This window comes from Erysipelothrix urinaevulpis (assembly GCF_009828835.1).
Lineage (GTDB): Bacteria > Bacillota_I > Bacilli_A > Erysipelotrichales > Erysipelotrichaceae > Erysipelothrix > Erysipelothrix urinaevulpis.
Genome location: NZ_WTTB01000007.1, coordinates 30,667 through 53,498, shown reverse-complemented (window position 1 = coordinate 53,498; position 22,832 = coordinate 30,667). Strand labels below are relative to the sequence as shown.

The window sequence follows — 22,832 nt, the reverse complement described above, 5'->3', positions numbered from 1 at the left end:
TAGTCTAGGGGGGAATATGAAAAAGCTAAACATAGTCTTTACAGCGTTGGTTGCTCTATTGTTGTTTTTAGTAAGTTTGAATACATTCAATAAAAATTATTCGGTGAATCAATCGGTGTTTAAAGCAGAAAAACTGGTGAATGGGGATACTCATCAATTAAACACGATGATCTCAACTCATGTGCTTGATGTTGATATAAAAGAGTTAAAGAATCGCATCGTTGAGTTTTACGAGGGAAATGAGTACGAAGGATTTATTAGTCATGTAACAATCAATGAAAATATGGAAAAATCAGCTTCTGTTTATGCATATTTTGACCATACAGACGATCTTTTTCAGTTTCATACTATTCCTAGCGAGGATAACATTAAGTTTAAGAGTCGCACGGAAAATAGGACGATTACAAATGTTATCGGACAAGCGAATGCAATTTTAATTGATTACCTTGATTCTGATTATTATGAATATCGGGATGACTACGATAGACAATTTATGAACATATTACCCTTGAATCATCTTTTAAGTTCTGATGATTCAAAACTTTATAATACCCAGATATCGATTTATTTATACGTGGATGAAAATAATATTGAACAAGCCAGAAAGGATTTAACTCAAGACTTACTGATCCCTTTGGGCGTTATTTCGGAAGGAACTGTTGAAACATCAGAATTCATTTTGGATAGTACTCAAGTGTCGACCGATAGCTTAACGAAACTTTCGCTGTTTGGTGATAAATCAATTGAATCCATATTTCAAATGCCGAATTCACTCCTTATTATCTCTGCGATAACAGCATTGCTTGTTAATGTTTATGTTATCGTTTCACAAGTAAAAGAAATATATGTTAGACGTGTGCATGGGAATAGCGAAGGTCTTATATTTTATAGAATAAATTCTAAACAGTTCTATGCCAATTTTGCTGTATTTATTTTAACCTTTGTTATTTTGTGGATTATACATGTCCATTCGTTTAGACCACTAGCAATTGTTTTTATCAAACAATTATGTTTGATTATTGCGCTCTATGGTTTATTGATGGTTCTTGTTGCGGGGTTTCTATTTGCTTATTTTCATCTTAGAAATTCAATTGTTTATCTAAAGAAACAACACAGTATGTCTTCATTATTTATAACCTCTACAGTAATAAAAGTCATAGGAGTCACCATCGTTACGATTACTCTTGCTTTAAGCCTGAACACATGGAATCAAAACAAAGAAGCCGTTAAAGTGATTGAGAATGATCCAACTTACTTAAAATCTGTCGGCTTACAAGGTGTTACCCAAGCAATTTATCCTCAATTAGATGGCGAGATGTTTACAAAAATACAAAAATGGGAAGCAAAGTATCGTGAAGACATTGAAAAATTCATTGTTTCACAATCATTGAGTTTTATTGATATGGATTATTACGCAGCGCAAGTTTCGTACAGTGATGAGGCCCCCATTTACCCATTCGGACTAACCAATTTAACTCATGTTGAAAATTATCCAATGACTCAAAATAGCTCAATGACAAACTTTTCAGATCATGAAGAAAACTTCATCATTATTCCTGAAAAGTCCCAAGACTCTTTTGAAAATGAAGGTATTCAAATTGACGGATTTGAAAATTCACCAACCTACTTTGTTGATAGTACCTTTACTCAGTTTTCAAATTATGTTGGTCATCATAACCACTATGTCGATCCAGTTTTATACGTCATTGTGGACGATTACAGTGTCGTGAATGAATTTTATAATTCTTTGAGAAAGGTCATTAACAATAATACAGAAGGTGAAGCATTCCAAAAAGAATTATTGCGATTTAATCGAGATGTTGCTCAAATACCAAAATTAAATTCACAGGATGTTTATGCACAGGTCAATGATAAAGAACAACAAAGTAAAGTGTCTTTCTATATTTTACTCGCAACGACTTTATTTATTGTTTCCCTCTTTAGCTATCTGATGTCGTACAGTTTTATCGAATCAAGAAAAAAAGATTTAAGTACAAAGTATTTTCATGGACACAGTGTCATTAAACGATATGGATGGTTGTTTATTACTCAAGCACTGTCCATACTTACAATCATTGTTTTTATTCAAGTTTACAATGGGAGTTTAGATTATTGGGAACTTGACTATTTATCGGTGAAATCTAATTCACTCAGAATGATTATGGTGATGTTAATTACAATTGACGTGATAGTTTCCTCAGTTGTAATCAATACATTCCATACCAAAAATGTCGCTAGTATTCTTAAAGGGGAGGGAAATTAAAATGAATGATTTAGTTGTCAGTAATGTATCGAAATCTTACGGTAGTCATTGTGTATTGAAAGATATTAATCTGAGTATCAATAATCAAGAAATAACCTTGTTGATGGGACCATCAGGCTGTGGAAAAAGTACGCTTTTGAATATTATTGGTTTACTTGATACATATGATAGTGGGGAAGTTAAACTGTTTGGAACTGTTGCACCTAAACCCTTCACACCCAAGGCGGTAAAGTTGTTAAGAGATAGAATTGGTTATCTATTTCAAAACTTTGCATTGGTAGAACAAAAAAGTGTAGAATACAACTTGCGGATTGCTTTGGAGAATGTCAAAGGAAATAAGAAACAACAAATATCAGATGCCCTTAAAAAGGTTGGTTTAGAAAATTTTGAAAAAAAGAAAATATATGAATGTTCTGGAGGAGAGCAACAGCGAGTAGCGATTGCGAGACTGCTTTTAAAACCCTGTGACTTAGTTCTTTGTGATGAGCCAACAGGGTCCCTTGATGGTCAAAATAAGGAACTTGTTATGGAATTACTTTTATTACTAAAAGCACAAGGGAAAACGATAATGATTGTGACACATGATGATGACCTAAAACGCATTGCAGATTCGGTTGTTTATATGGATAAAGAATAAAATTTGAATGTGATTATTCTTTAACGTAAATAACTTTTCGAGTTAATTGAGTCTTTGTTAAATAAACCTTGACCTTCTACCTACTAGAAGCTCTATAATGATGATGGTGATACAATGAAAATACAAGAAGTTTCTCGATATACTGGTCTTAGTGATAAAACGATTCGATATTACGAGTCTCAAGGACTTATTCATGTTGACCGTGATGACAACCATTATCGGAACTATAGTCATGATAATGTCCGTGAATTAAATATGATTCGTTTGATGAGATATTTCTCTTTTTCTTTAAACGAGATTAAAGATGTTATAGAAAATCCTAGCCAATGGATAGTTATGGTTCAGCAAATAGAGACAATGCTTAAACAAGAAAAGCAGATGAACGATAAGAAAGAAATTTTATTGGATGTTATCAAGGGTAAAGATTATGCTGAAGTGGCGGAAGAGTCTTTCGAATTATTGGAGGAACTCGATGATTTTCTTGATGAAGAATTCTTTGAGGAAATAGAGTATCTAAAATCTCCCAGTCTTCTGTATACAATACTGATAACGCTTTTATATTCAGGTCCTGTAATGGGCTTGTTCTTTAACGCGTTTGGCTTAATGGATTTTCTTGATTTGAGAGTTGTTGTTCCCTTTGCTCTACTATCAACTGTGGGCATCACCTTGACCTGGAGTACTTACTTTAAAAATAGAAATAAAGATTTAAAACGATCCAACACATTGATTAGTTTTCTTTTGATAATTCTTAGTTTAGCCTTATTATTTCTTACGCTGTTTGCTATGACCTTCTTACAAGAACGACTCTTTACAAATAGTGAGAGTTATATCTTCGTGATGAACAGTAAATTGCTTGGTTATGTTTTTTTGGTGAGTGTTATTGGTGAAATAATGGTCTTATTCTTTGGTTTAAGGAAGCGACTAACTGGCGATAAAGATTTTGAGATTTTTGAAGATTTATTAGGTCTCATGAAAAAATATCGAGCAATCTTTGTTGTTGTGAATGCTCTTTTGTTTTACACTTTTTTAACCAGTGTAACGATCCTTAAAAACGATGGATCTCTGGTTCGTTTTGGACCCTTGAATCCTAAAGGAACAGCTTACAATGTTAATGAAATTAATGAGATAGTTGTTGGCTATAATAAAGGATTTTTTAAACAATATAAAAATGATTTTAGTATGGTTTTGCATACCGATGATTTTCGTTTAGATATCGTTGAAGCAAATACGTTGGAAGAAGCTCCGACCTATTCTGAACTCGAACGATTGGATACTATTTATCGTAAGCACCAAATTAAAAAGACTGTTGAGAATAATAATAAAAAATATTGTACTTATGATAAACAGTACTGTGACCTATTTGAAAGAATCATTAAAGGAGAAAGCCGTTAAAGCTTTCTTTTTTTATTTTGTTAAAGTATTTGAAATCGAGAGCGTCGTTGTCCAGTATAATGGATAAGAGAGAGAAAACGAGGGTTGTTGTCCATTATGATGGATAAGGACCTTGATTAAAGGGGTGTTGTCCAGTATAATGGATAGTAGAAAGGGTGATACTGTGATTGCACGAGATACATACATGAATCAAATAATTCCGTTTATCGATACTGAGGTCATTAAAGTCCTATCAGGTGTAAGGCGATCAGGGAAATCAATGATGTTAGAATTAATTCAAGATTATCTTCTTAAAGAAGGGGTTTTGAGAGAACAGTTCATCCAAATTAATTTTGAAGAATTAAAAAATGAACAATATCTAGATTACCATCGCTTAAATACTTATTTAGAAACTGAAATAGAAAAGAAAAATCTAAAAACATATATATTTTTAGATGAAATACAGGAAGTTGATTCCTTTGAAAAGGTGATTAATTCCTTACGAGCAAGTTATAATGATAACGTTGATATTTATTTAACAGGGTCAAATGCAAAACTTTTGTCTGGTGAATTAGCAACTTTATTAGCAGGGAGATATGTACAGTTTGAAATTTACCCTTTTAAGTTTACGGAATATCTTGAAGGGAAGAAAGAAATAGGAATTGAAAAAAGTAATCAGGAACATTTTCAATCATTTATGATTGAAGGCGGTATGCCGTTTCCGGTTCTGCAAAACTTTTCGTACCAAGCAAGAGTGAGTTATTTAACAGATGTTTATAGCTCAATTATATTAAAAGACATTGTGGAAAGAGAGAATATTCGGGATTCGGATTTGCTTCGTAGGTTATTAAATTTTGTACTAGCGAATGTTGGTCGAACATTCTCAGCAAACTCGGTAGTAAGATATCTAAAAAATGAAGGGATAAAAGCTTCTGTCACAACTGTCGTGAATTATTTGGGATATGCTGTGGATGCTTATGCAATAATTCCCTTGAAGAGATTTGATATACAAGGTAAAAGATTTCTTAAAAGTGAAGAAAAATATTATGTCGTTGACCATGGTTTGCGTCAAGCAATTATCGGAAGAAATGAAGAAGATATTGAATTAGTGTTAGAAAATATTGTGCTTCTTGAATTAAAGGCAAGAGGGTATCAAGTATCTGTTGGAAAAACAAATCAGTACGAGGTCGATTTCGTTGCGGAAAAGAAAGTTGAAAATGGACTCGATAGAAAGTATATTCAAGTAAGTTATCTTTTAGCGTCATCCGAAACAAGAGAAAGAGAGTTTAGGTCATTAAAAGAGATCGATGATAATTTTGATAAGCTTGTTCTTACTTTAGATCCTTTTACGAGCGATTCAGATGGAATAAGTCACTTAAATATCATTGATTGGTTGATTAAAGAGTAGATATTAAAAAACTAGAATAAACTAGTAGGTTGATGGATGAATATGAAAAAATAAATTTCGAATTTTTAATGGGTTAATATTTTTTGTGTTAGGCTTTTATTGAATGTTGATTTTATTTAAGTATACTTTGGTGTTTGAAGAGAGTGAAGTATCAAAAGAAACATAAGTAGTGATATAGAGTTTGATTTAGCATTAGATGTTATATATAGTAAACAACAGATCAGAAAGACTGTTAAAAATGATATTAGAAAATATTGTTCTTACGATAAACAGTACTGTGACCTATTTGAAAGAATCATTAAAGGAGAAAGCCGTTAAAGCTTTCTTTTTTTATTTTGTTGAAGGTTTTGAAATTGAGAGTATCGCTGTCCAGTATAATGGATAAGAGAGGGAAAATGAGGGTTGTTGTCCATTATACTGGATAACAATGCTGGAACTTAAGATATCAAAACGATCATAATTATTCTTAGTTTGCTACATTACTTGTCTTTTGAGCTCGTCTTAATAAAAACATGTATACAAACCCTAATCGAGAGTGTTATTATAATAAAGAAGAGAGAAGTCCCAAAGAACAGTAATTTTACTGTTTTTTTGTATACATATATGATAGAATAACTAACAAAAGAAGAGGTGTGTATGGACTATTCAGTGCTAATTGTTGCTGCTGGAAATGCGGCGGCGGAAGGAAAGAGTTATAAAAGGGCGTTTGCTTCATTTAATGAGAAGAAGAGTGTCTTGGGACAGACAGTTTCTGTCTTCTTAAAAGATGATCGTTGCAAACAAGTTGTCATTGTTGCCAGTTCTGCTGATTTGAGTCGTGTGGTGAGGTCTCATGATAGTGGGAAAATTGTTTATGTTAAGGGTGCAAGTACACGGATGGAAAGTGTCTTGATTGGTTTGACTGCGGTTTCTGAGGATGTTGTTTTGATTCATGATGGAGTGAGACCGTGGATTCGTAAAGATTATATTGACCGTTTGTTAGGGAGAATGGGTGAAGAAAAGGCTTGTGTTTTAGCGATTCGCCCTAAAGGTACTCTGCGTCGAGTTGAAAATGGTTATATCAGTGAGAAAATAAAAACGAATGATATCGTTGTCTTGCAAACACCGCAAGCCTTTAATACGTCGTTTATCATTCAATGTTATGCGAAAGCGATTGATGCGGGTCATAATTTACTCGATGATTCGGATGTCGTTACTGCAGTTAGTGATGTGAAAATTGCGGTTGAAGAAGGCGATTTAAGAAATACACGATTCTTATTAAAAAATAAGGAAAAGTAAAATGAATTGATTATTTATAGATTGGGTGCTTAAGTTGTTTACAACATAGCTCTGCTTTGCTATAATATAATAACGGATAAAATTATTATCCTTGCTCGAAAGAGCCTTAGACCAGAAGGAGGTGTACACATGCGTAACTATGAACTCATGTACATCGTAAAGCCTACACTAGATGAAGACTACAGAACTGATTTGATCGAACGTCTTCATGCCATTTTAACTAACAACGGGGCAACTGTTGAAAAAGTTGATGAGTGGGGATTGCGTGACTTAGCTTACGAAATCAATGATTTTAAAAAAGGTTATTACGTTGTAACAACTTTTAAATCAGAAAACGAAGCTATTAATGAATTCAATCGTTTAGTACGTATTAACAAAGATGTTATGCGTCATATGATTGTTCGTTTAGACGACTAAAAAAAAGAGGTGATGAGAAATGATTAATCGCACCATACTAGTGGGTCGCTTAACAAGAGACCCTGAGCTTAGAAAAACTGGAACAGGTAAGTCCGTTGTCAATTTTACGATTGCTTGCAACCGTCAATTTGGGAACCGTGATGAAGCTGACTTCATTAGTTGTGTTGCTTGGAATCAGACAGCTGATTTCATGGCGAATTACTTGACTAAAGGAGCTTTAGTTGGCCTGGAAGGTAGAATACAAACTGGAAGTTATGAAGATCGTGAGACTGGGAAAGTTATCTACACTACGGATGTAATTGTGGATACTTTGCAAGCCTTAGAGTCTAGAAGCCAAAGAGAACAAGGTTCACCGCAACCTCAATCTTATGCTAGACCCCAAAATACATATCAAGATCCTGCGCCAAAATTTGCAATGGATCCAGAGCCATCAAGTCCAATGGATGATGAGCCAGTCCTTGATATTACAAGTGATGATCTTCCATTCTAGAAAAAATAGAAAAGGAGAATCGCAGTGTCATTTAGAAAATTTAGAGGACCACGTCGTAAAGTATGTTACTTTACAAAAAACAAAATTAAAACGATTGATTACAAAGATGTCGAATTATTAAAACGTTTTGTTTCAGCAAACGGTAAAATTATTCCACGTCGTGTTACTGGTACAAAGGCAAAATACCAACGCCCATTAGCAGTAGCAATCAAACGTGCACGTTTCATGGCTTTATTGCCATACGTAGCAGATAATTAAGACTAATCCTCTCGTATGAGAGGATTTTTTATTTTTTGAAAGGTGTGAAATTTTGTGAGGAAAACTATTCATATCACCCATGGCGCAATGACTGTAGCGCTAACGGGAATAATCTTACTATTAGATCGGATGCTTATGGGGTTCTTTATGCCCTTTTTAGCCTTGCCTTTGGTGGTATATGGTTCGTATTACTCGTTGAATGAGTCCATTATTGTTGCTGTTTCAAATGTCATAATTGCCATGATACTGGTTGGCTTATTACCGACCGTTTTAACAAGTATTGGCTACTCTACGGTAGGTTTAGCGTATATTTATGCTTATCATAATAATTTCACAAAGAAACAAACTTACGTCATTATGTCGGTGTTTATGGCAATCTTTTATGTGATTATGGTTTTATTCTTTGGTGAGTATTTTGGATTGAATATCACGGAAACAATCGATTCTATTAGTGGATTTGTTCAATTTCTTCCAGCAGTTGGGGTTAAAATAGCAGCCTATGTTTTAAGTTTTTTAACCATGTTGATGGAAGTGTTTATTGTGAAAGTTAGTGGAGATATGGTGGTTACTCTTCTTCAGCATCATAGAAAAAAATAGCAAAACATGTTAAAATTAGTGCATATCCTTAGGGGGTTAATATGAAAGAAAGATTTGAATTTATTAAAACCCGTTTGATGGTTTTAGTGTTAATAGAATTAGTCTTAATCATTGTATTTTCACTCTTTATCGAACGGTATCTCTATATTGTCCAATTCTTATTATTGCTGCTTAATTTCGCAATAATTTTCATCATGTTTTATGAGTCAGAAAATACCTATAAGCGTCGTGTGTTTTCTGTATCAAAAATACTAGGGAACGAAGCTAAATATGCGTTTGATTTTGCTCGCGTAGGTATCTTAACGTATAATCATCGTCAAAATATTACTTGGGTATCAGAAATATTTGATGATTATGATTTAGAGATTATCGGCGAGAAAGTCACGAATGTTTTTCCAGAATTAGAAGAATTGTTTGTTGGTAAAGTCGAAGAGAAAACATTGCTGATAGGGGAAGATATTTATCTAGTCAGTGGATTCTCAGATGAAAGTACGTTGTTTTTTAAAGATGTGAGTGATGTGATTGATTTAGAAGAACAAAATAAAAATAATCAAATTGTATTGGGAATTGCTCACTTAGATAACTACGAAGAAACAACCCAATATGAAGAAGAACAAACGATTGCATTCATCGATTCGAACATCCGTCAAGAGGTTGTTCGTTGGGCTGATCGTCATGATATGTTTATTCGTCGGATACGTCAGGACCGTTACCTCTTAGTCTTAAACGAGAGGGTCTTTGATGAAATAAATAAAGAACGATTTAAAATTGTCGGTGACATTCGTGATGCTTCTAAGAAAATTGATGCAAGAATCACGTTATCATTAGCCTTTGCTCGAAAGAGTGAATCGTTTAAGGAATTAGAAGATATGTCGAATAAAGCACTCGAACTTGCTCAGAGTCGTGGTGGTGATCAAGTTGCTATTAATACCAAAGATGAAGGTATGCGTTACTTTGGTGGAAGTACAGAAGCGATTGAAAAACGTAGTAAAGTTAGAGTTCGAGTGATGGCTCAAAACTTAGGATCACTGATTAGTCAAGCAGATAATGTTTTAATTGTTGGGCATAAGATGATGGATTTTGATTCATTCTCAAGTGCGCTTGGCTTATCCTCGATTGTAAAAGTTTATAATAAACAAGCTCATGTTGTTATCAATATGAATGATACTGAACAAACCTTGAAAGAAGCGATTCTAAATCATCGCGAGGAGTTGGCTGAGAGTCATCATCTTGTTGAACACGAAGAAGCATTGAAATTATTGAACGAGAAAACGTTGTTGATTATGACAGATCATCATAACTTAGCACAGACACAATTTGAAGATCTTGTTGAGAAAGCAAGTAAGCGTGTGATTATTGATCACCATCGTCGAACAGATGAATTTGAATTTAAAACTGTTCTGACTTATATCGAAGCTGCAGCTTCATCAGCAAGTGAATTAGTGATTGAATTATTCCCATATCATCGTAGAAACGTTGTGATTTCAAAATTAGATGCAACCTTTATGTATACTGGGATGTTAATCGATACAAATCGTTTTAGAAATCGAAGCCATAGTCGAACCTTCCAAGCAGCAGCTGAATTAAGAAAGTATGGTGCAGATTTAGCAGAAGTTGAGTATATGTTAAAAGATGAGTACGAAAGCTTTGAATTGAAAAACTTAGTCTTAAGTACATCGCAGTTGTATGAAGATATTTATGTTTTAGCTCCATACAAAGATCAATTTATACCACGACCTTTAATGTCCCAGGTGGCGGATGAAATTATTTCAGTTAAAGGCATTGAGGCATCATTTGTTATTTCGTATGTTGCCGAGGATACTGTTGCGATATCCGCTCGATCCAATGGCGATTTAAATGTCCAATCTGTCATGGAACGAATGGGTGGCGGTGGTCATTTCACTGGAGCAGCCGTCCAAATTAAAGGGCGTAGTATTAATGATGTTGTTGAACAATTAAAAGCTTCGATTGATGAAGTAAGAAAGGAAAGTGAAGCATCATGAAAGTTATATTATTAAAAGATGTTAAAAAAGTTGGTAAGAAGGATGAAATTGTTGAGGTGGCAGATGGTTATGGCCGTAACTATTTGATTCCTAATAAACTGGCTGTTATGGCAAGTGAAAAAGGACGTCATATTCTTCAAGATCAACAGGATGAAAAAGCTAAGATTCGTGAAGAAGAAAAAGAAGAAGCCTTAAAATTGAAAGAAATAATTGATGATCTTGTCCTTGAGTTTGCAGTTAAGACTGGAGACAATGGCCGTGTATTTGGTTCTGTTTCAACAAAACAAGTTGAGGACAAATTAAAAAAAGATCACGATATTGTTGTTGATAAACGAAAATTTAAACCCAATAAGTCTTTGGTTAACTTAGGTTTAAATCGAATTAAAATAACCCTTTTCCCTAAAGTGGTTGCGGAATTAAAGGTCCGCTTGGTTGAAAAAGCCTAGGAGGTTTAAACTTGAAGCAATTACCGTATAGTCATGAAGCTGAAATTGCTTTATTAGGTTCACTGCTTGTGTATCCAGAATCTGTCGCTACAGTTGTTGAGTACGACGTGCGAATTGATGATTTCTTTAAAGTCGAACATCAACAGATTTTTGAACACATGTTAGCACTGATAGATGCAAATAGGATTATCGATCCTAAGTTATTAATCACCCGCCTTGCAGATCATGGGAAACTAGATTTAATCGGTGGCGTGGATTACTTGATGATGTTAACTGATAACAGTTCAGGACCATCAAGTGTTAAACATTATGTTGACGTTGTTCAGGAAAAATCACAAATTCGTCGTTTAATTCATGTAGGTCAAGACATTGTCGATCATGGCTTTGATACGACGGTTGAACTGGATGAGTTACTTGACTTAGCGGAACAGCAAATTTTAGATGTGACAAGAATTCGCCGAACCAGTGAAATGTTAAGTAGTCGTGAAGTTGTTCAAGAGTTCTTGGAAAATCTAAATCAGATTCGTGAAAACAAAGATCGAATTACTGGATTGAAAACAGGATATGGAAGTTTGAATCATTTGACCAATGGACTTCAACGTGGTGATTTAATTATTTTAGCTGCGCGTCCTTCAGTCGGTAAAACGGCATTCGCGTTAAACTTAGCACTGAATGCTGCTCGTTTTAATTTTGAAGGTCAAGCAGGCGTGGCAGTGTTCTCACTCGAGATGCCAGCAACTCATTTAATTTCACGAATGATGTCGGCTCAGTCAAGCATTAAATCAGAGTACTTACGCTCAGGGAATCTGGATGATGATCAAATGAATGAATTGCACCAGGCAGCGAATGCTTTGGCTCAGTTAAATGTATTTATTGATGATAGTTCGACAATTACAGTCCCAGAAATTTTTTCGAAATGTCGAAAAATGAAAGCTGAAGGTCGTTTAGATATGATTGTTATTGACTATATTCAGTTAATTAGTGGTAAAGGTGGAACTGAGAGTCGTCAACAAGAAGTGTCGGAAATCTCACGATCTTTAAAACAATTAGCACGTGAAATGGAAGCCCCCGTAATTGGTCTTTCGCAACTATCACGTTTAGTTGAACGTCGTGATAATAAAATGCCACAATTAAGTGACTTACGAGAGTCTGGGTCAATCGAGCAAGATGCAGATATTGTTATGTTCTTGTATCGAGAAGACTATTATGATCATGATAAAGATGATGATGAAAAAGAAGAACTAAGTCCAGACCAGCCAAGACCCGTTGTATTAAAAATTGCGAAGCATCGTAACGGTGCTTTGGCTGAACTGGATATGCAATTTGAACCATCGATCAGTAAGTTCTACGATGTTGCAAGAGAAAGGTAGGTGAACGTAATGAAATATAAAAATTTAATAATTATTGCTGGAGCACTTGTTCTCAGTACAATCTTAGGGTTAACCTTTCAAAAGAAAGCATATGCCAATGATTTAAAAGAAATGTATGAAATTGCGGATACCTCCAAATCACTTTTTCCTCAGGAGGTAGATCATGTAAATGATAAACCACTTGAAGTCACAAAACTTTATCGAGAAGAGGAATTAGTTGGAATTATTCATGACAAAGATAGACTTCAGGAAATGTTTGATGAAGTCTATGAAAAAGAATATAAAAAAGATTTTCCTGATACAAAATTAGGATTCATTGACGATTTAATTCAAGTCAAAGAGTTAACATATAATATTTATGAAGATCGTGATGATGATATATTTCAATATATTCATGATGAAGAACTCTTTGCCATAGAGGTTAATAAGATTCAATTTTCCAATGGCTATACTCTTTATGTTAAAGATCTTGCTGACTTTAATAATGCAAAAGATAGCTTTATTAAGAACTTTATTTCTGAGAAAGCGTACACAGCGATTCAAAAAAATGATGAAATTCCAGATTTAGTTGATTATGGCTCAAGAGAAATTGATTTAAAGGTTCTTGTTTCTGGAAATAAAGAGAATGAAAGTGTTAAAATCTCTCGTGATTTAGCGTCTAAAGATGAAATTAAGATGAATGAGGCTGAAGTTATTACTTACTTGAGTTATGGACCAAATCCTAAAGTAGAAACTTATAAAGTTAAAGAATACGATTCAATTGAAGGAATTGCCTGGCATAATGGGATGATGCCCAATCAAATTGCATCAATCAATAGTGATCAAATCAAGGACATTGATCAGGCGTTGCCAGTTGGTATGGAGTTGAAAGTGTCGAAATTTAATTCACCTTTTACCGTTCGAGTTACGAAGGAGAGAATGACTTCAGAACCCATTTATCCTGAGTCAACGATTTACCAATCTGACCCAGAATTAAAAGAAGGGGTTCAAGTTGTGGATGTTGTTGAAAAGAACGGTGCACGTGATGTGCTCTATGAAGATATCTATGAGAATGGTGAAGAAGTGAGCAGTAAAGAAAAATCATCGAAAGTAACTCTGGAGCCTGTGCGAAGTGTTGTTCGTTATGGAACTAAGGTAGAACCTAAAGTTGGTAGTGGGCGATTCCGTTACCCAATGAATAATGCTCGAATGATTTGTGGTTATGGTTGTTATCCAGGTCACCGTGGTGTTGATATTGCAGCCTATGGTGGTGGCTATGGACCGATTTATTCAGTCGACCGTGGTGTTGTTGTTGCGAATGGATACAATGCTGGTGGTTGGGGTTACTACATCCGTATTGACCATGGAAATGGCTATCAGTCATTGTATGCACACATGAGATCACCAGGATATCAATCCGTTGGAACAACGGTTGGTAAAGGAGAAAATATCGGCTACGTTGGGATGACAGGTCGAACCACGACACCACATGTTCACTTAGAAATATGGACAGGCGGTAGTCGAATTAACGCTTGTACGGTCATGGCTTGTTGATGAAGTATACTGTATTAGCAAGTGGATCGAAAGGCAATGCATGCTTAATTGAAACAGAAGAAGCAAAAATACTCATAGATTGTGGCACGACAAAAAAATATTTAGTCACAAGTTTAGAAAGCATTGATGTTCAGATTGAAGACATTGATACACTCTTAATTACCCATGATCATAGTGATCACACCCGTCAAATTAATACATTTAAGAATCATCATGTCTTAACACCAACAAAATTGAGCATTCCCCATGAACAGATCGAGGCGTATCAACCATTCGAACTTCATGGTTTCACCATTATGCCAATTCAAACATCACACGATGCAGAGTTGTCATTTGGTTATGTAATACACTACAAGGAAAAAAAGCTAGTCTACATTACAGATACAGGTTATATTCGTCGAAGCGATTATGAGCATATTCGCAATGCAGACTACTATGTTTTAGAAAGTAATCATGATTCTGATATGTTGATGAAAACAAGAAGACCTTATGCCATTAAACGGAGAATTTTATCCGAAACAGGTCACTTGTCAAACGATCAAGCAGGATCAATTCTGAGTGAGGTTGTTGGAGAAAAAACAAAAGAAGTTATCCTGGCTCACTTAAGTGAAGAAGCAAATACAGACCAATTGGCTCAACGCACTGTTAAGTCATACTTAGTCAATTCAGATATCAATGTGTATGTTGCAAAGCAACACGAAATACTAATTGGAGGAACTTATTATGAAAAATAATATAAAGCCAGCGCTTATCTTAGTGCTATCAGTTTTACTAACATGGAATGTATATTTAACATACCAATTAACGACAATCCCAAAAGGTGGTAACGGCAACGAAAATACAACGGTTGAAAAAGTCGTGACTGAATTTGAAACTGATGTCGTAAAAGTTGTTGATGAAGTGAAGAACAAAGTCGTTAGTGTCATTACCGAAAAGCAAGGCCGTGTTGCTGGGAGTGGCTCAGGAATTGTTTATAAAAATGAAAAAGGAATTGTTCACATCGTAACAAACCACCACGTAATTGATGGTGGGACGAAACATATTGTTCGTTTTTCAGATGGACAAGAAATCGCTGCAGAGGTCTTGGGGAGCGACCCTTATACAGACTTAGCACTTCTTAAGGTTGAAGCCGATCTTGATATAAAAGCATTCAAGCTTGGCGACTCTGAAAAATTGAATGTTGGTGAATTCGTTGTTGCGATGGGGAGTCCATTAGGTGTTGAGTTTGAAAACTCAACCACATTCGGGATTATTTCAGGGAAAAACAGAGTGGTGCCTGTTGATTTAGATGGCGATGGAGTCTCAGATTGGGATATGGTTGTTGTCCAAACGGATGCAGCAATTAACCCAGGAAATAGTGGAGGCGCCTTAGTTAACATGGCAGGCGAACTGATTGGTATTAATTCAATGAAAATTTCATCCAATAAAGTAGAAGGTATGGGATTCTCAATTCCTGTGAATGAAGTGGTTCCAATCGTAGAGCAGCTTGCTCAAAATGGTAAAGTTGTTTATCCACAAATAGGGATTTCAGCAATTTCGATTGAGAATCTCAATATATTTCAACGAAATTACTACAAAATACCAGAAGATGTTACTTCAGGTGTATTTGTTGTTGAATTAAGTGGCAACAGTCCAGCAAAAAAAGCAGGAATTAAAGAAGGTGACATTATTACCAAGTTTAATAAGGAAACAATTAATACATTTAAAGATTTTAGACGAGAGCTGTATAAGAACAAACCAGGCGATAAGGTCAAACTTGAAATCAATCGTTTTGGTGAAAAAGTTGATGCAGAGGTTACGCTTCAGTGATAAGAATTATTGCTATTGGTAAGGTCAAAGAGAAATCATTACAAAATTTAATTGTAGAGTATAAAAAGAGAATGACATCCGTTCATCCCATTGAAATTGTTGAACTTTCCAATAGCAAAATAAATGAAAAGAATATTGATGCGGTCATCTTGGACGAAAGTCAAAGAATACTCGAAAAAATAAAACCGAATGAATTTGTCATTCTTTTAGATTTGCAAGGAAAAAATCTGACTTCAGAGAACTTATCAGAACTTGTTTCTGATAAACTAGATATGGGACACCAATTGGTCTTTATCATTGGTGGGTCTCACGGCGTAAATCAAACCATAAAAAACCGTGCGAATTACCGCTGGAAGCTATCAGATCTAACCTTTCCCCATCAACTTGTTCGGTTAATGTTAATTGAACAAGTCTACCGAAGTTTTATGATTGCGAGAAATCATCCCTATCATAAGTGAGTGTGTTGTAATAAGTTGTAATATAGTGTAATATAAAGTAGAAAAGTAGGAGGTATAGTATATGAAAGAAATTACTGTAACAGTCGTTGATCCAGTAGGTCTTCACGCACGCCCAGCAACAGTTGCTGTTAATGCGGCAAGCAAATTCAAGAGCGACATCCAAATCAGTTATAAAGGAAAATCAGTTAACATGAAATCAATTATGGGTGTTATGTCACTTGGTATTCCAACACAATCAGAAATAACAATTTCTGCTGATGGCGATGATGAAGAAGCAGCTTTAGAAACAATTAAAGAAGTTCTTCAAGCACAAAATGTTATTGGATAATTGAGAATCAATTAAAAATAGAAGCCGTCAGTCTTCTATTTTTTTTATAGTGAAGGAGCAACGGTTAGATGGAAAAATGGATTAAAAAAGCTGAGCTTTATCCTTGGATAGAGGAAGGTTTGAAAATACTTACTGAAGAAGAATTGCATGATTCTTTTTATAAAAATCTAGAATTTGGTACTGCAGGTATGCGAGGGTTACTTGGTGTTGGGCCAAATAGAATGAACTTATTTACGGTAGCGAAGGCAAGTCTAGGATTTGGTGAGTACTTAAGTGAGAAATTCCCAAATGAGGAAAAAAGTATTGCGATTGCATATGACAATCGTCATATGTCGAAAGAGTTTGCAGAGATTAGTGCATTGATGCTATCAAGATTCAACATAAAATCATACATATTTGATAATCCAAGACCAACTCCAGAGTTATCATTTACAGTTAGAGAGTTGGGTTGTGTTGGTGGGATCGTCATTACGGCAAGTCATAATCCAAAAGAGTACAATGGTTTCAAGGTTTATGATGAAACGGGATGTCAACTTGTTGATCATAAAATAGCTCGAGTCATAGAATTAATTGATAAAGTCGAAGATTTAACCGATATTGATCTAAATGATGGGGATGCAAGTTATCTTGAATATATTGGGGCTTCGATTGATTCAATATATTTAGATAGAGTCCGTCAATTACAATTGAATGAAGATAATAAAAAAGTACTTAAAATTATTTTTTCATCTCAACATGGAACGGCATATCCATATGTCTATAACTTACTTAAGGAATCAGGTTATGATGTTATTCTTGTCGAGGAACAAAGTCCGTATGATCCTGATTTTTCAATGACAAAGACACCAAACCCTGAAGATCATAACAGTTATGATCTTGCCATTGAATATGCAAAAAAATATGATGCAGATTTAATTTTGAGTGTTGACCCAGATGCGGATCGGATGGGCATTGTTGTTAAACATGAAGGAGATTATCATTATTTGACAGGGAATCAAGGAGGGGCAATCTTGCAGGAGTATTTATACTCGACCATGCTTGAAAAAGATTTAATGCCACCTAATCCTGTTATGTTTAATACAGTTGTAACCTCAGATTTGGGGGATAAGATTGCTGAAAACTATAATGTTGAGGTTGAGAAAACTTTAACGGGTTTTAAATACATTGGTGAAAAGATTGAAGGGCACAATCAAACGGGCGATAAAGAATTTGTTTTTGGTTATGAAGAAAGTTATGGTTACTTAATTAAAGATTTTGTTAGAGATAAGGATGCGGTTCAGGCTTGTTTAATGGTCGCTGAAGCAAGTAATGCTTATGCATTGGAAAATCTAACGTTGATTGATGTCTTGAACCAATTGTTTGATAAGTATGGTTATTATTACGAAACTCAAGATAGTCATGCTTATTCTGGTGCAGAAGGTCTAGATAAAATCAAGCAGATTCTACATAATTTTAGACATAATAAAATTGAAAGTATTGGAAATCAAAAAGTATTATCATTTGATGATTACTTAGTTCAAAGGACATCGTCTAATGATGTCATTGACTTACCAAAATCAAATGTACTGAAGTACTATTTGGAAGATGGTTCTTGGTTAGCGGTTAGACCATCGGGAACTGAGCCTAAATGTAAGTTTTATTACTGTGTTGTCGGCTCGACAGAAAAAGATTGTGTAGAGCGTTATGAAGCAATGAAAACTGATGTTGAAAAAATTATGAACTTAAGTTAAACTTGAAGCGAATTAGGAGGAAGTTCAATTGAGTCAAAATATAGAAAATCTAGCAGTAAATACAATTAGAGCATTGTCGGTTGATGCAGTTCAAAAAGCAAATTCAGGTCATCCTGGAATGCCTTTAGGTGCAGCACCGATTGCATATACAATTTGGTCGAATCATTTAAATTTTAATCCAAATGAAACGAAGTGGATGAATCGTGACCGTTTTATTCTTTCAGCTGGTCATGCTTCAGCTTTACTATACTCACTCTTACACTTGCATTCATTCGATGTTAGTTTAGATGATTTAAAAGAGTTTAGACAATTCGGTTCTAAAACACCTGGTCATCCAGAATATGGACACACTGAAGGTGTTGAAGCAACGACAGGACCTTTAGGTGCTGGATTGTCAACGGCTGTTGGTCTTGCAATGGCGCAAGAACACATGGCAGCAAAATATAATAAAGATGGCTATCCTATTATTGATAACTTTACATTTGTTTTAGCTGGTGATGGCGACATGATGGAAGGAATTACAAGTGAAGCTTCATCCCTTGCTGGAACGTTGGAATTGGGGCGATTAATTGTCTTATATGATTCAAACTCCATTACAATCGAAGGGAGTACAGATATTGCCTTTAAGGAAAATGTTCGTGCTCGATATGAAGCGTATGGTTTTGAAACATTCTTAGTCGAAGATGGTAATGATCTTGAGGCGATTAATGCAGCGATTGTTGCGGCGAAATCAAACTTAGATAAGCCTTCATTTATTGAAGTCCGTACAAAAATTGGATTTGGTACTGATAAAGAAGGAAGTTCAAAAGCACACGGTGCACCTATTGGAGAAGAAGCAATTATTGAAATGAAGAAAAACTTTAACTACCCAAGCATGGAACCATTCTATGTTGATGATAAAGCAAAAGAACATTTTTCATCAATTGTTGCTGAAAAAGTTGAAGTCTTTGATGAGTGGGAAGCGATGTTTGCAGAGTATTCATTGAAGTATCCAGAATTAGCAAAACAGTGGGCTGATGATTTCTCAGAAATTACAGTTGAAGATATTTTAAATATTGAAGGATATTTAGAATTTGAAGATAAACCACAAGCAACTCGTAATGTTTCAGGCATAATGATTAATCGAATAAAAGATCATTATCCAAATATGATAGGTGGATCAGCAGACTTAGCGTCATCAAACATGACATTTATGAATGGTGAAGAATCATTCAGTGCAGATAATTACGGTGGACGTAATCTACACTTTGGTGTCCGTGAACATGCGATGGCTGCAATTGGTAATGGGTTAACACTTTATGGTGGTTTGAAACCATATGTAGCAACATTCTTCGTGTTCTCAGATTTCTTAAAACCAATGTTAAGATTGAGTGCATTAATGTCTGTGCCACTAACCTATGTATTGACTCATGACAGTATTGGTGTTGGTGAAGATGGACCGACACATGAGCCTGTGGAACAATTAACAATGTTGCGTTCGATTCCAAATACGGTAACGTTTAGACCAGCTGACGCAAAAGAAACTGCTTATGGTTGGGCACTAGCGATGACGTCAAAAACAACACCTGTGTCATTAATTCTTACACGTCAAAATTTACCACAACTTGAGAATACAGGAATTGATGCATTAAAAGGTGCTTACATTGTTCATGAACCAAAATCAATGGACTTAATTCTTATGGCGAGTGGATCAGAAGTTTCATTAGCCATTGAATCTGCAAAAGCATTAGAAAAAGATGGGATAGGAGCACGAGTTGTTAGTGTGCCATCGATGGAGTTGTTTAAAGAACAAACTAGTGAATACAAAGAATCCGTTCTCCCAATCGCAATGAGAAAACGTATTGCGATTGAAGCAGCGTCTTCAATGAGTTGGGGACATCTCTTAGGATTAGATGGCGATACAGTGACTCTTGATCATTTTGGTGGGTCAGCACCTGGCGATCGCCTCTTTGAAGAATTTGGATTCACAGTTGATAATGTTGTGAATAAAGCAAAAAAATTATTGAAATAACAACAAAGGTCGCTTGCGACCTTTTCTAATAAAAGGAGAGACGAATGGTTACTTTAATGACAATTCCACAAACAAAGACAGTTTTGAATTTGTGGAAAGAGGATTTAAAAAAGCAAATCAACGATGAAGAATTATTTAAGTCCTATAGTGAAGATTTAGGGAGTGTTATTGGTCATGCAAATGTTTATATCATTGAAGATGGTGGAACAATTACGGACTATGCAATCATCGTTGAGGGTTACTACCTAGCAGCATTGAACTATGCTTCAAACGAATCAGCAAAAATACTACTCGATTATGTTAAAACTAAGTATGATGAGATACAAATAGATGTTTTGAAAGAAAATGAAAAGAATCAAGTGCTTCTTGATAATCAATTTACTTTCATTGAAGAAACGACAAATGAAGTATTAGGAATTCAAGAAAATGCCTATGAATTTCTGAAAATATGAAATTGATGTGTGAATAATGTGACGTTTAGACACTATATCTACTAAATTGTATCATCATGATTTTTAAACCTAGAAACCTTGCTATAATACGCATGTTAAAAAAAGGAGAAAATCATGAAAAAATCATTATTTGTTTTAGTAGCAGTTTTATTATTAACAGGATGTGGATCAAATAAAGGGAAAGAAACCACAACAACATGTAAAAGTTCAGGATCATACTTAGTTTATGAGTCCTCAGAACAAGAATATGTTTCAAAGGGTGATAGTGTCAAACAACTCAACTCAAAATCAGTCCTTGTATTTAATTCAAAAGAAGAACTTGATGCAACAGTCGAAAATGCTCAAGCAAACTTAGATGCGATTAATGAACTTGAAGGTGTCGAAGCTAGTGTTGAAATTATTGATGAAACATCAGCCTATGACATTATGAAAATTAATTTAGATAAAGCAGACTTACCTCGTTTGTCTGAATTAGGGATTCTTCAAGTCAATACAGAAAATTCAAAAGCTATGTTTGTTTCACTAAAACAAAGTGTTGAGCTCTTAGAATCAGAAGGATTTACTTGCGAGTCTAAATAGAGTGTTGTATAAGTGATTTATCTTAAATGATAGATCACTTTTTTATACGAATAAAAAGAGAAATATAAGTTTTAGTAGATTAAGAAGGAAGATAAAGTATGATAAAAATCGTTGTGATACTATCATCGACGAACTCTTGCATTTATTTTATCGATAATGTATAATAATTAGGCTTGTATACAAACAAGTTCGTGTGGGAGAATGTGCAACCATTCATGACCACATCACAGACAATGTCTAAAAAAAGGAGGAATGTCGTGTGAGTAAAAAAGTTGCTAAAGTAGTAAAATTACAATTCCCAGCAGGCGGAGCTCGTCCAGGGCCAGCGCTAGCCGGAGTAGGTATTAATATGCCTCAATTCTGTACAGCATTTAACGATCAAACAAAAGATCGTCCAGGTGATGTTGTACCAGTAGAAATTTCAGTCTATGATGACAAATCATTTGATTTTGTCCTTAAGACAACACCAGCTGCAATCTTATTGAAGAAAGCTGCAGGCGTTAAGAGTGGTGCTGCAACACCAAATACACAAACAGTTGCAACAATTTCAGCAGATCAATTACGTGAAATTGCTGAATACAAAATGCCTGATTTAAATGCGAATGATATCGAAGCAGCAATGAGAATTGTTGCAGGTACAGCTCGTAACATGGGTATTGCTATTGAAGGAATGGAGGACTAATACGATGGCTAAATTATCAAAAAACAGAAAAAACCTTGCTGAATTAGTTGATCGCGAACAAGTCTATTCAATTTCTGAAGCAGTCGAATTATTGAAAAAATCAAGTTATGTAAAATTTGATGAAACTGTTGAAGTTTCATATCACTTAAATGTTGATACACGTCATGCTGATCAACAAATCCGTGGTGCAATGGTGTTGCCTCATGGAACTGGCCGTAGCCAAAAAGTTTTAGTAATTGCGAATGGCGCAAAAGAAGAAGAAGCAAAAGCTGCAGGTGCTGACTATGTTGGTAACGCAGAATATCTTGAAAAAATTCAAGGTGGCTGGTTCGACTTTGACGTTATTGTAGCAACACCAGACATGATGGGTGAATTAGGAAAACTAGGACGCGTTCTAGGACCTAAAGGATTAATGCCAAACCCTAAAACAGGTACAGTTACAATGGATGTAGCCAAAGCTGTTGAAGAAATTAAAAAAGGTAAGATTGAGTACCGTGTTGACAAAGAAAGTAACTTAAACACAATCATTGGAAAATTATCATTTGAAGATGACAAGTTAGTTGAAAACTTTAAAGCACTTAACGACGTTGTTATTAAATCACGTCCAGCTGCAGTTAAAGGTACATTTGTTAAGAACTTAGTTCTTACATCAACAATGGGACCTGGAATTAAAGTCTCAATTGATTAATACAAAATAAAAACTAGAAATTTT

The 22,832-nt window shown here is 34.9% G+C and carries 24 protein-coding genes; all 24 read left to right on the top strand.

Annotation, left to right across the window (positions count from 1 at the left end):
- Positions 1 to 16: 16 nt before the first annotated feature.
- Positions 17 to 2,263 carry a hypothetical protein gene (locus tag GVV10_RS08280; protein ID WP_159521565.1) on the top strand — a complete coding sequence of 749 codons (2,247 nt, stop codon included), beginning with the start codon at positions 17 to 19 and terminating at the stop codon, positions 2,261 to 2,263.
- Position 2,264: 1 nt separating this feature from the next.
- Positions 2,265 to 2,900: an ATP-binding cassette domain-containing protein gene (locus GVV10_RS08275; RefSeq protein ID WP_159521563.1), complete on the top strand. Its 636-nt coding sequence runs from the start codon at positions 2,265 to 2,267 to the stop codon at positions 2,898 to 2,900.
- 114 nt (positions 2,901 to 3,014) lie between these two features.
- Entirely contained in the window at positions 3,015 to 4,292 is a 1,278-nt protein-coding gene (locus tag GVV10_RS08270) for a MerR family transcriptional regulator (RefSeq protein ID WP_159521561.1), read from the top strand.
- A 139-nt stretch (positions 4,293 to 4,431) separates the two neighbouring features.
- Positions 4,432 to 5,679 carry an ATP-binding protein gene (locus GVV10_RS08265; protein WP_236261887.1) on the top strand — a complete coding sequence of 416 codons (1,248 nt, stop codon included), beginning with the start codon at positions 4,432 to 4,434 and terminating at the stop codon, positions 5,677 to 5,679.
- Between the two features lie 238 nt (positions 5,680 to 5,917).
- Positions 5,918 to 6,064, top strand: a complete 147-nt coding sequence (locus tag GVV10_RS08260; protein ID WP_159521559.1) for a hypothetical protein — start codon at positions 5,918 to 5,920, stop codon at positions 6,062 to 6,064.
- Positions 6,065 to 6,315: 251 nt separating this feature from the next.
- Positions 6,316 to 6,957, top strand: a complete 642-nt coding sequence (locus GVV10_RS08255; RefSeq protein WP_159521557.1) for an IspD/TarI family cytidylyltransferase — start codon at positions 6,316 to 6,318, stop codon at positions 6,955 to 6,957.
- Positions 6,958 to 7,086: 129 nt separating this feature from the next.
- On the top strand, positions 7,087 to 7,374 hold the full coding sequence (gene rpsF, locus GVV10_RS08250; RefSeq protein ID WP_159521555.1) for a 30S ribosomal protein S6: 288 nt from the start codon (positions 7,087 to 7,089) through the stop codon (positions 7,372 to 7,374).
- A gap of 19 nt (positions 7,375 to 7,393) precedes the next feature.
- A complete protein-coding gene (gene ssb / locus GVV10_RS08245) occupies positions 7,394 to 7,864 on the top strand; it encodes a single-stranded DNA-binding protein (protein WP_159521553.1) in 471 nt (156 codons plus the stop codon).
- A gap of 24 nt (positions 7,865 to 7,888) precedes the next feature.
- Positions 7,889 to 8,122, top strand: coding sequence for a 30S ribosomal protein S18 (gene rpsR, locus GVV10_RS08240; RefSeq protein ID WP_159521551.1), 234 nt, complete (start codon positions 7,889 to 7,891; stop codon positions 8,120 to 8,122).
- A gap of 54 nt (positions 8,123 to 8,176) precedes the next feature.
- Positions 8,177 to 8,719: a YybS family protein gene (locus tag GVV10_RS08235; protein ID WP_159521549.1), complete on the top strand. Its 543-nt coding sequence runs from the start codon at positions 8,177 to 8,179 to the stop codon at positions 8,717 to 8,719.
- A gap of 41 nt (positions 8,720 to 8,760) precedes the next feature.
- The gene (locus tag GVV10_RS08230; protein WP_159521547.1) at positions 8,761 to 10,722 is read left to right on the top strand and encodes a GGDEF domain-containing protein; all 1,962 of its coding nucleotides are present in this window, start codon (positions 8,761 to 8,763) and stop codon (positions 10,720 to 10,722) included.
- Complete coding sequence (gene rplI, locus GVV10_RS08225; protein WP_159521545.1) at positions 10,719 to 11,168, top strand: 50S ribosomal protein L9; 450 nt, start codon at positions 10,719 to 10,721, stop codon at positions 11,166 to 11,168. The genes GVV10_RS08230 and rplI overlap by 4 nt, the downstream gene beginning before the upstream one ends.
- Before the next feature lie 11 nt (positions 11,169 to 11,179).
- Complete coding sequence (gene dnaB, locus GVV10_RS08220; protein ID WP_159521543.1) at positions 11,180 to 12,538, top strand: replicative DNA helicase; 1,359 nt, start codon at positions 11,180 to 11,182, stop codon at positions 12,536 to 12,538.
- A gap of 9 nt (positions 12,539 to 12,547) precedes the next feature.
- Positions 12,548 to 14,071 (top strand): M23 family metallopeptidase, encoded by a 1,524-nt coding sequence (locus GVV10_RS08215; protein ID WP_159521541.1) that lies wholly within the window; start codon positions 12,548 to 12,550, stop codon positions 14,069 to 14,071.
- Positions 14,071 to 14,805: an MBL fold metallo-hydrolase gene (locus GVV10_RS08210; RefSeq protein WP_159521539.1), complete on the top strand. Its 735-nt coding sequence runs from the start codon at positions 14,071 to 14,073 to the stop codon at positions 14,803 to 14,805. The genes GVV10_RS08215 and GVV10_RS08210 overlap by 1 nt, the downstream gene beginning before the upstream one ends.
- The gene (locus tag GVV10_RS08205; RefSeq protein WP_159521537.1) at positions 14,795 to 15,880 is read left to right on the top strand and encodes a S1C family serine protease; all 1,086 of its coding nucleotides are present in this window, start codon (positions 14,795 to 14,797) and stop codon (positions 15,878 to 15,880) included. Before GVV10_RS08210 ends, GVV10_RS08205 begins: the two co-directional genes overlap by 11 nt.
- Complete coding sequence (rlmH, locus tag GVV10_RS08200; RefSeq protein WP_159521535.1) at positions 15,877 to 16,338, top strand: 23S rRNA (pseudouridine(1915)-N(3))-methyltransferase RlmH; 462 nt, start codon at positions 15,877 to 15,879, stop codon at positions 16,336 to 16,338. Before GVV10_RS08205 ends, rlmH begins: the two co-directional genes overlap by 4 nt.
- 61 nt (positions 16,339 to 16,399) lie before the next feature.
- On the top strand, positions 16,400 to 16,666 hold the full coding sequence (locus GVV10_RS08195; protein WP_159521533.1) for a phosphocarrier protein HPr: 267 nt from the start codon (positions 16,400 to 16,402) through the stop codon (positions 16,664 to 16,666).
- A 68-nt stretch (positions 16,667 to 16,734) separates the two neighbouring features.
- Entirely contained in the window at positions 16,735 to 18,396 is a 1,662-nt protein-coding gene (locus tag GVV10_RS08190; RefSeq protein ID WP_159521531.1) for a phospho-sugar mutase, read from the top strand.
- A gap of 28 nt (positions 18,397 to 18,424) precedes the next feature.
- Entirely contained in the window at positions 18,425 to 20,407 is a 1,983-nt protein-coding gene (gene tkt / locus GVV10_RS08185) for a transketolase (RefSeq protein ID WP_159521529.1), read from the top strand.
- A gap of 44 nt (positions 20,408 to 20,451) precedes the next feature.
- A complete protein-coding gene (locus tag GVV10_RS08180; protein WP_159521527.1) occupies positions 20,452 to 20,859 on the top strand; it encodes a hypothetical protein in 408 nt (135 codons plus the stop codon).
- 114 nt (positions 20,860 to 20,973) lie between these two features.
- Positions 20,974 to 21,438 carry a DUF1307 domain-containing protein gene (locus GVV10_RS08175; RefSeq protein WP_159521641.1) on the top strand — a complete coding sequence of 155 codons (465 nt, stop codon included), beginning with the start codon at positions 20,974 to 20,976 and terminating at the stop codon, positions 21,436 to 21,438.
- 259 nt (positions 21,439 to 21,697) lie between these two features.
- Positions 21,698 to 22,120: a 50S ribosomal protein L11 gene (rplK, locus tag GVV10_RS08170; protein WP_159521525.1), complete on the top strand. Its 423-nt coding sequence runs from the start codon at positions 21,698 to 21,700 to the stop codon at positions 22,118 to 22,120.
- Positions 22,121 to 22,124: 4 nt separating this feature from the next.
- Positions 22,125 to 22,808 (top strand): 50S ribosomal protein L1, encoded by a 684-nt coding sequence (gene rplA, locus GVV10_RS08165; RefSeq protein WP_159521523.1) that lies wholly within the window; start codon positions 22,125 to 22,127, stop codon positions 22,806 to 22,808.
- Positions 22,809 to 22,832: the final 24 nt, after the last annotated feature.

Bases quoted from the DNA above. Each gene is read 5' to 3' on its own strand.
- GVV10_RS08280 (WP_159521565.1), top strand. From the start codon at position 17: ATGAAAAAGCTAAACATAGTCTTTACAGCGTTGGTTGCTCTATTGTTG.
- GVV10_RS08275 (WP_159521563.1), top strand. From the start codon at position 2,265: ATGAATGATTTAGTTGTCAGTAATGTATCGAAATCTTACGGTAGTCAT.
- GVV10_RS08270 (WP_159521561.1), top strand. From the start codon at position 3,015: ATGAAAATACAAGAAGTTTCTCGATATACTGGTCTTAGTGATAAAACG.
- GVV10_RS08265 (WP_236261887.1), top strand. From the start codon at position 4,432: ATGGATAGTAGAAAGGGTGATACTGTGATTGCACGAGATACATACATG.
- GVV10_RS08260 (WP_159521559.1), top strand. From the start codon at position 5,918: ATGATATTAGAAAATATTGTTCTTACGATAAACAGTACTGTGACCTAT.
- GVV10_RS08255 (WP_159521557.1), top strand. From the start codon at position 6,316: ATGGACTATTCAGTGCTAATTGTTGCTGCTGGAAATGCGGCGGCGGAA.
- rpsF (WP_159521555.1), top strand. From the start codon at position 7,087: ATGCGTAACTATGAACTCATGTACATCGTAAAGCCTACACTAGATGAA.
- ssb (WP_159521553.1), top strand. From the start codon at position 7,394: ATGATTAATCGCACCATACTAGTGGGTCGCTTAACAAGAGACCCTGAG.
- GVV10_RS08230 (WP_159521547.1), top strand. From the start codon at position 8,761: ATGAAAGAAAGATTTGAATTTATTAAAACCCGTTTGATGGTTTTAGTG.
- rplI (WP_159521545.1), top strand. From the start codon at position 10,719: ATGAAAGTTATATTATTAAAAGATGTTAAAAAAGTTGGTAAGAAGGAT.
- GVV10_RS08215 (WP_159521541.1), top strand. From the start codon at position 12,548: ATGAAATATAAAAATTTAATAATTATTGCTGGAGCACTTGTTCTCAGT.
- GVV10_RS08210 (WP_159521539.1), top strand. From the start codon at position 14,071: ATGAAGTATACTGTATTAGCAAGTGGATCGAAAGGCAATGCATGCTTA.
- GVV10_RS08205 (WP_159521537.1), top strand. From the start codon at position 14,795: ATGAAAAATAATATAAAGCCAGCGCTTATCTTAGTGCTATCAGTTTTA.
- GVV10_RS08195 (WP_159521533.1), top strand. From the start codon at position 16,400: ATGAAAGAAATTACTGTAACAGTCGTTGATCCAGTAGGTCTTCACGCA.
- GVV10_RS08190 (WP_159521531.1), top strand. From the start codon at position 16,735: ATGGAAAAATGGATTAAAAAAGCTGAGCTTTATCCTTGGATAGAGGAA.
- GVV10_RS08180 (WP_159521527.1), top strand. From the start codon at position 20,452: ATGGTTACTTTAATGACAATTCCACAAACAAAGACAGTTTTGAATTTG.
- GVV10_RS08175 (WP_159521641.1), top strand. From the start codon at position 20,974: ATGAAAAAATCATTATTTGTTTTAGTAGCAGTTTTATTATTAACAGGA.
- rplA (WP_159521523.1), top strand. From the start codon at position 22,125: ATGGCTAAATTATCAAAAAACAGAAAAAACCTTGCTGAATTAGTTGAT.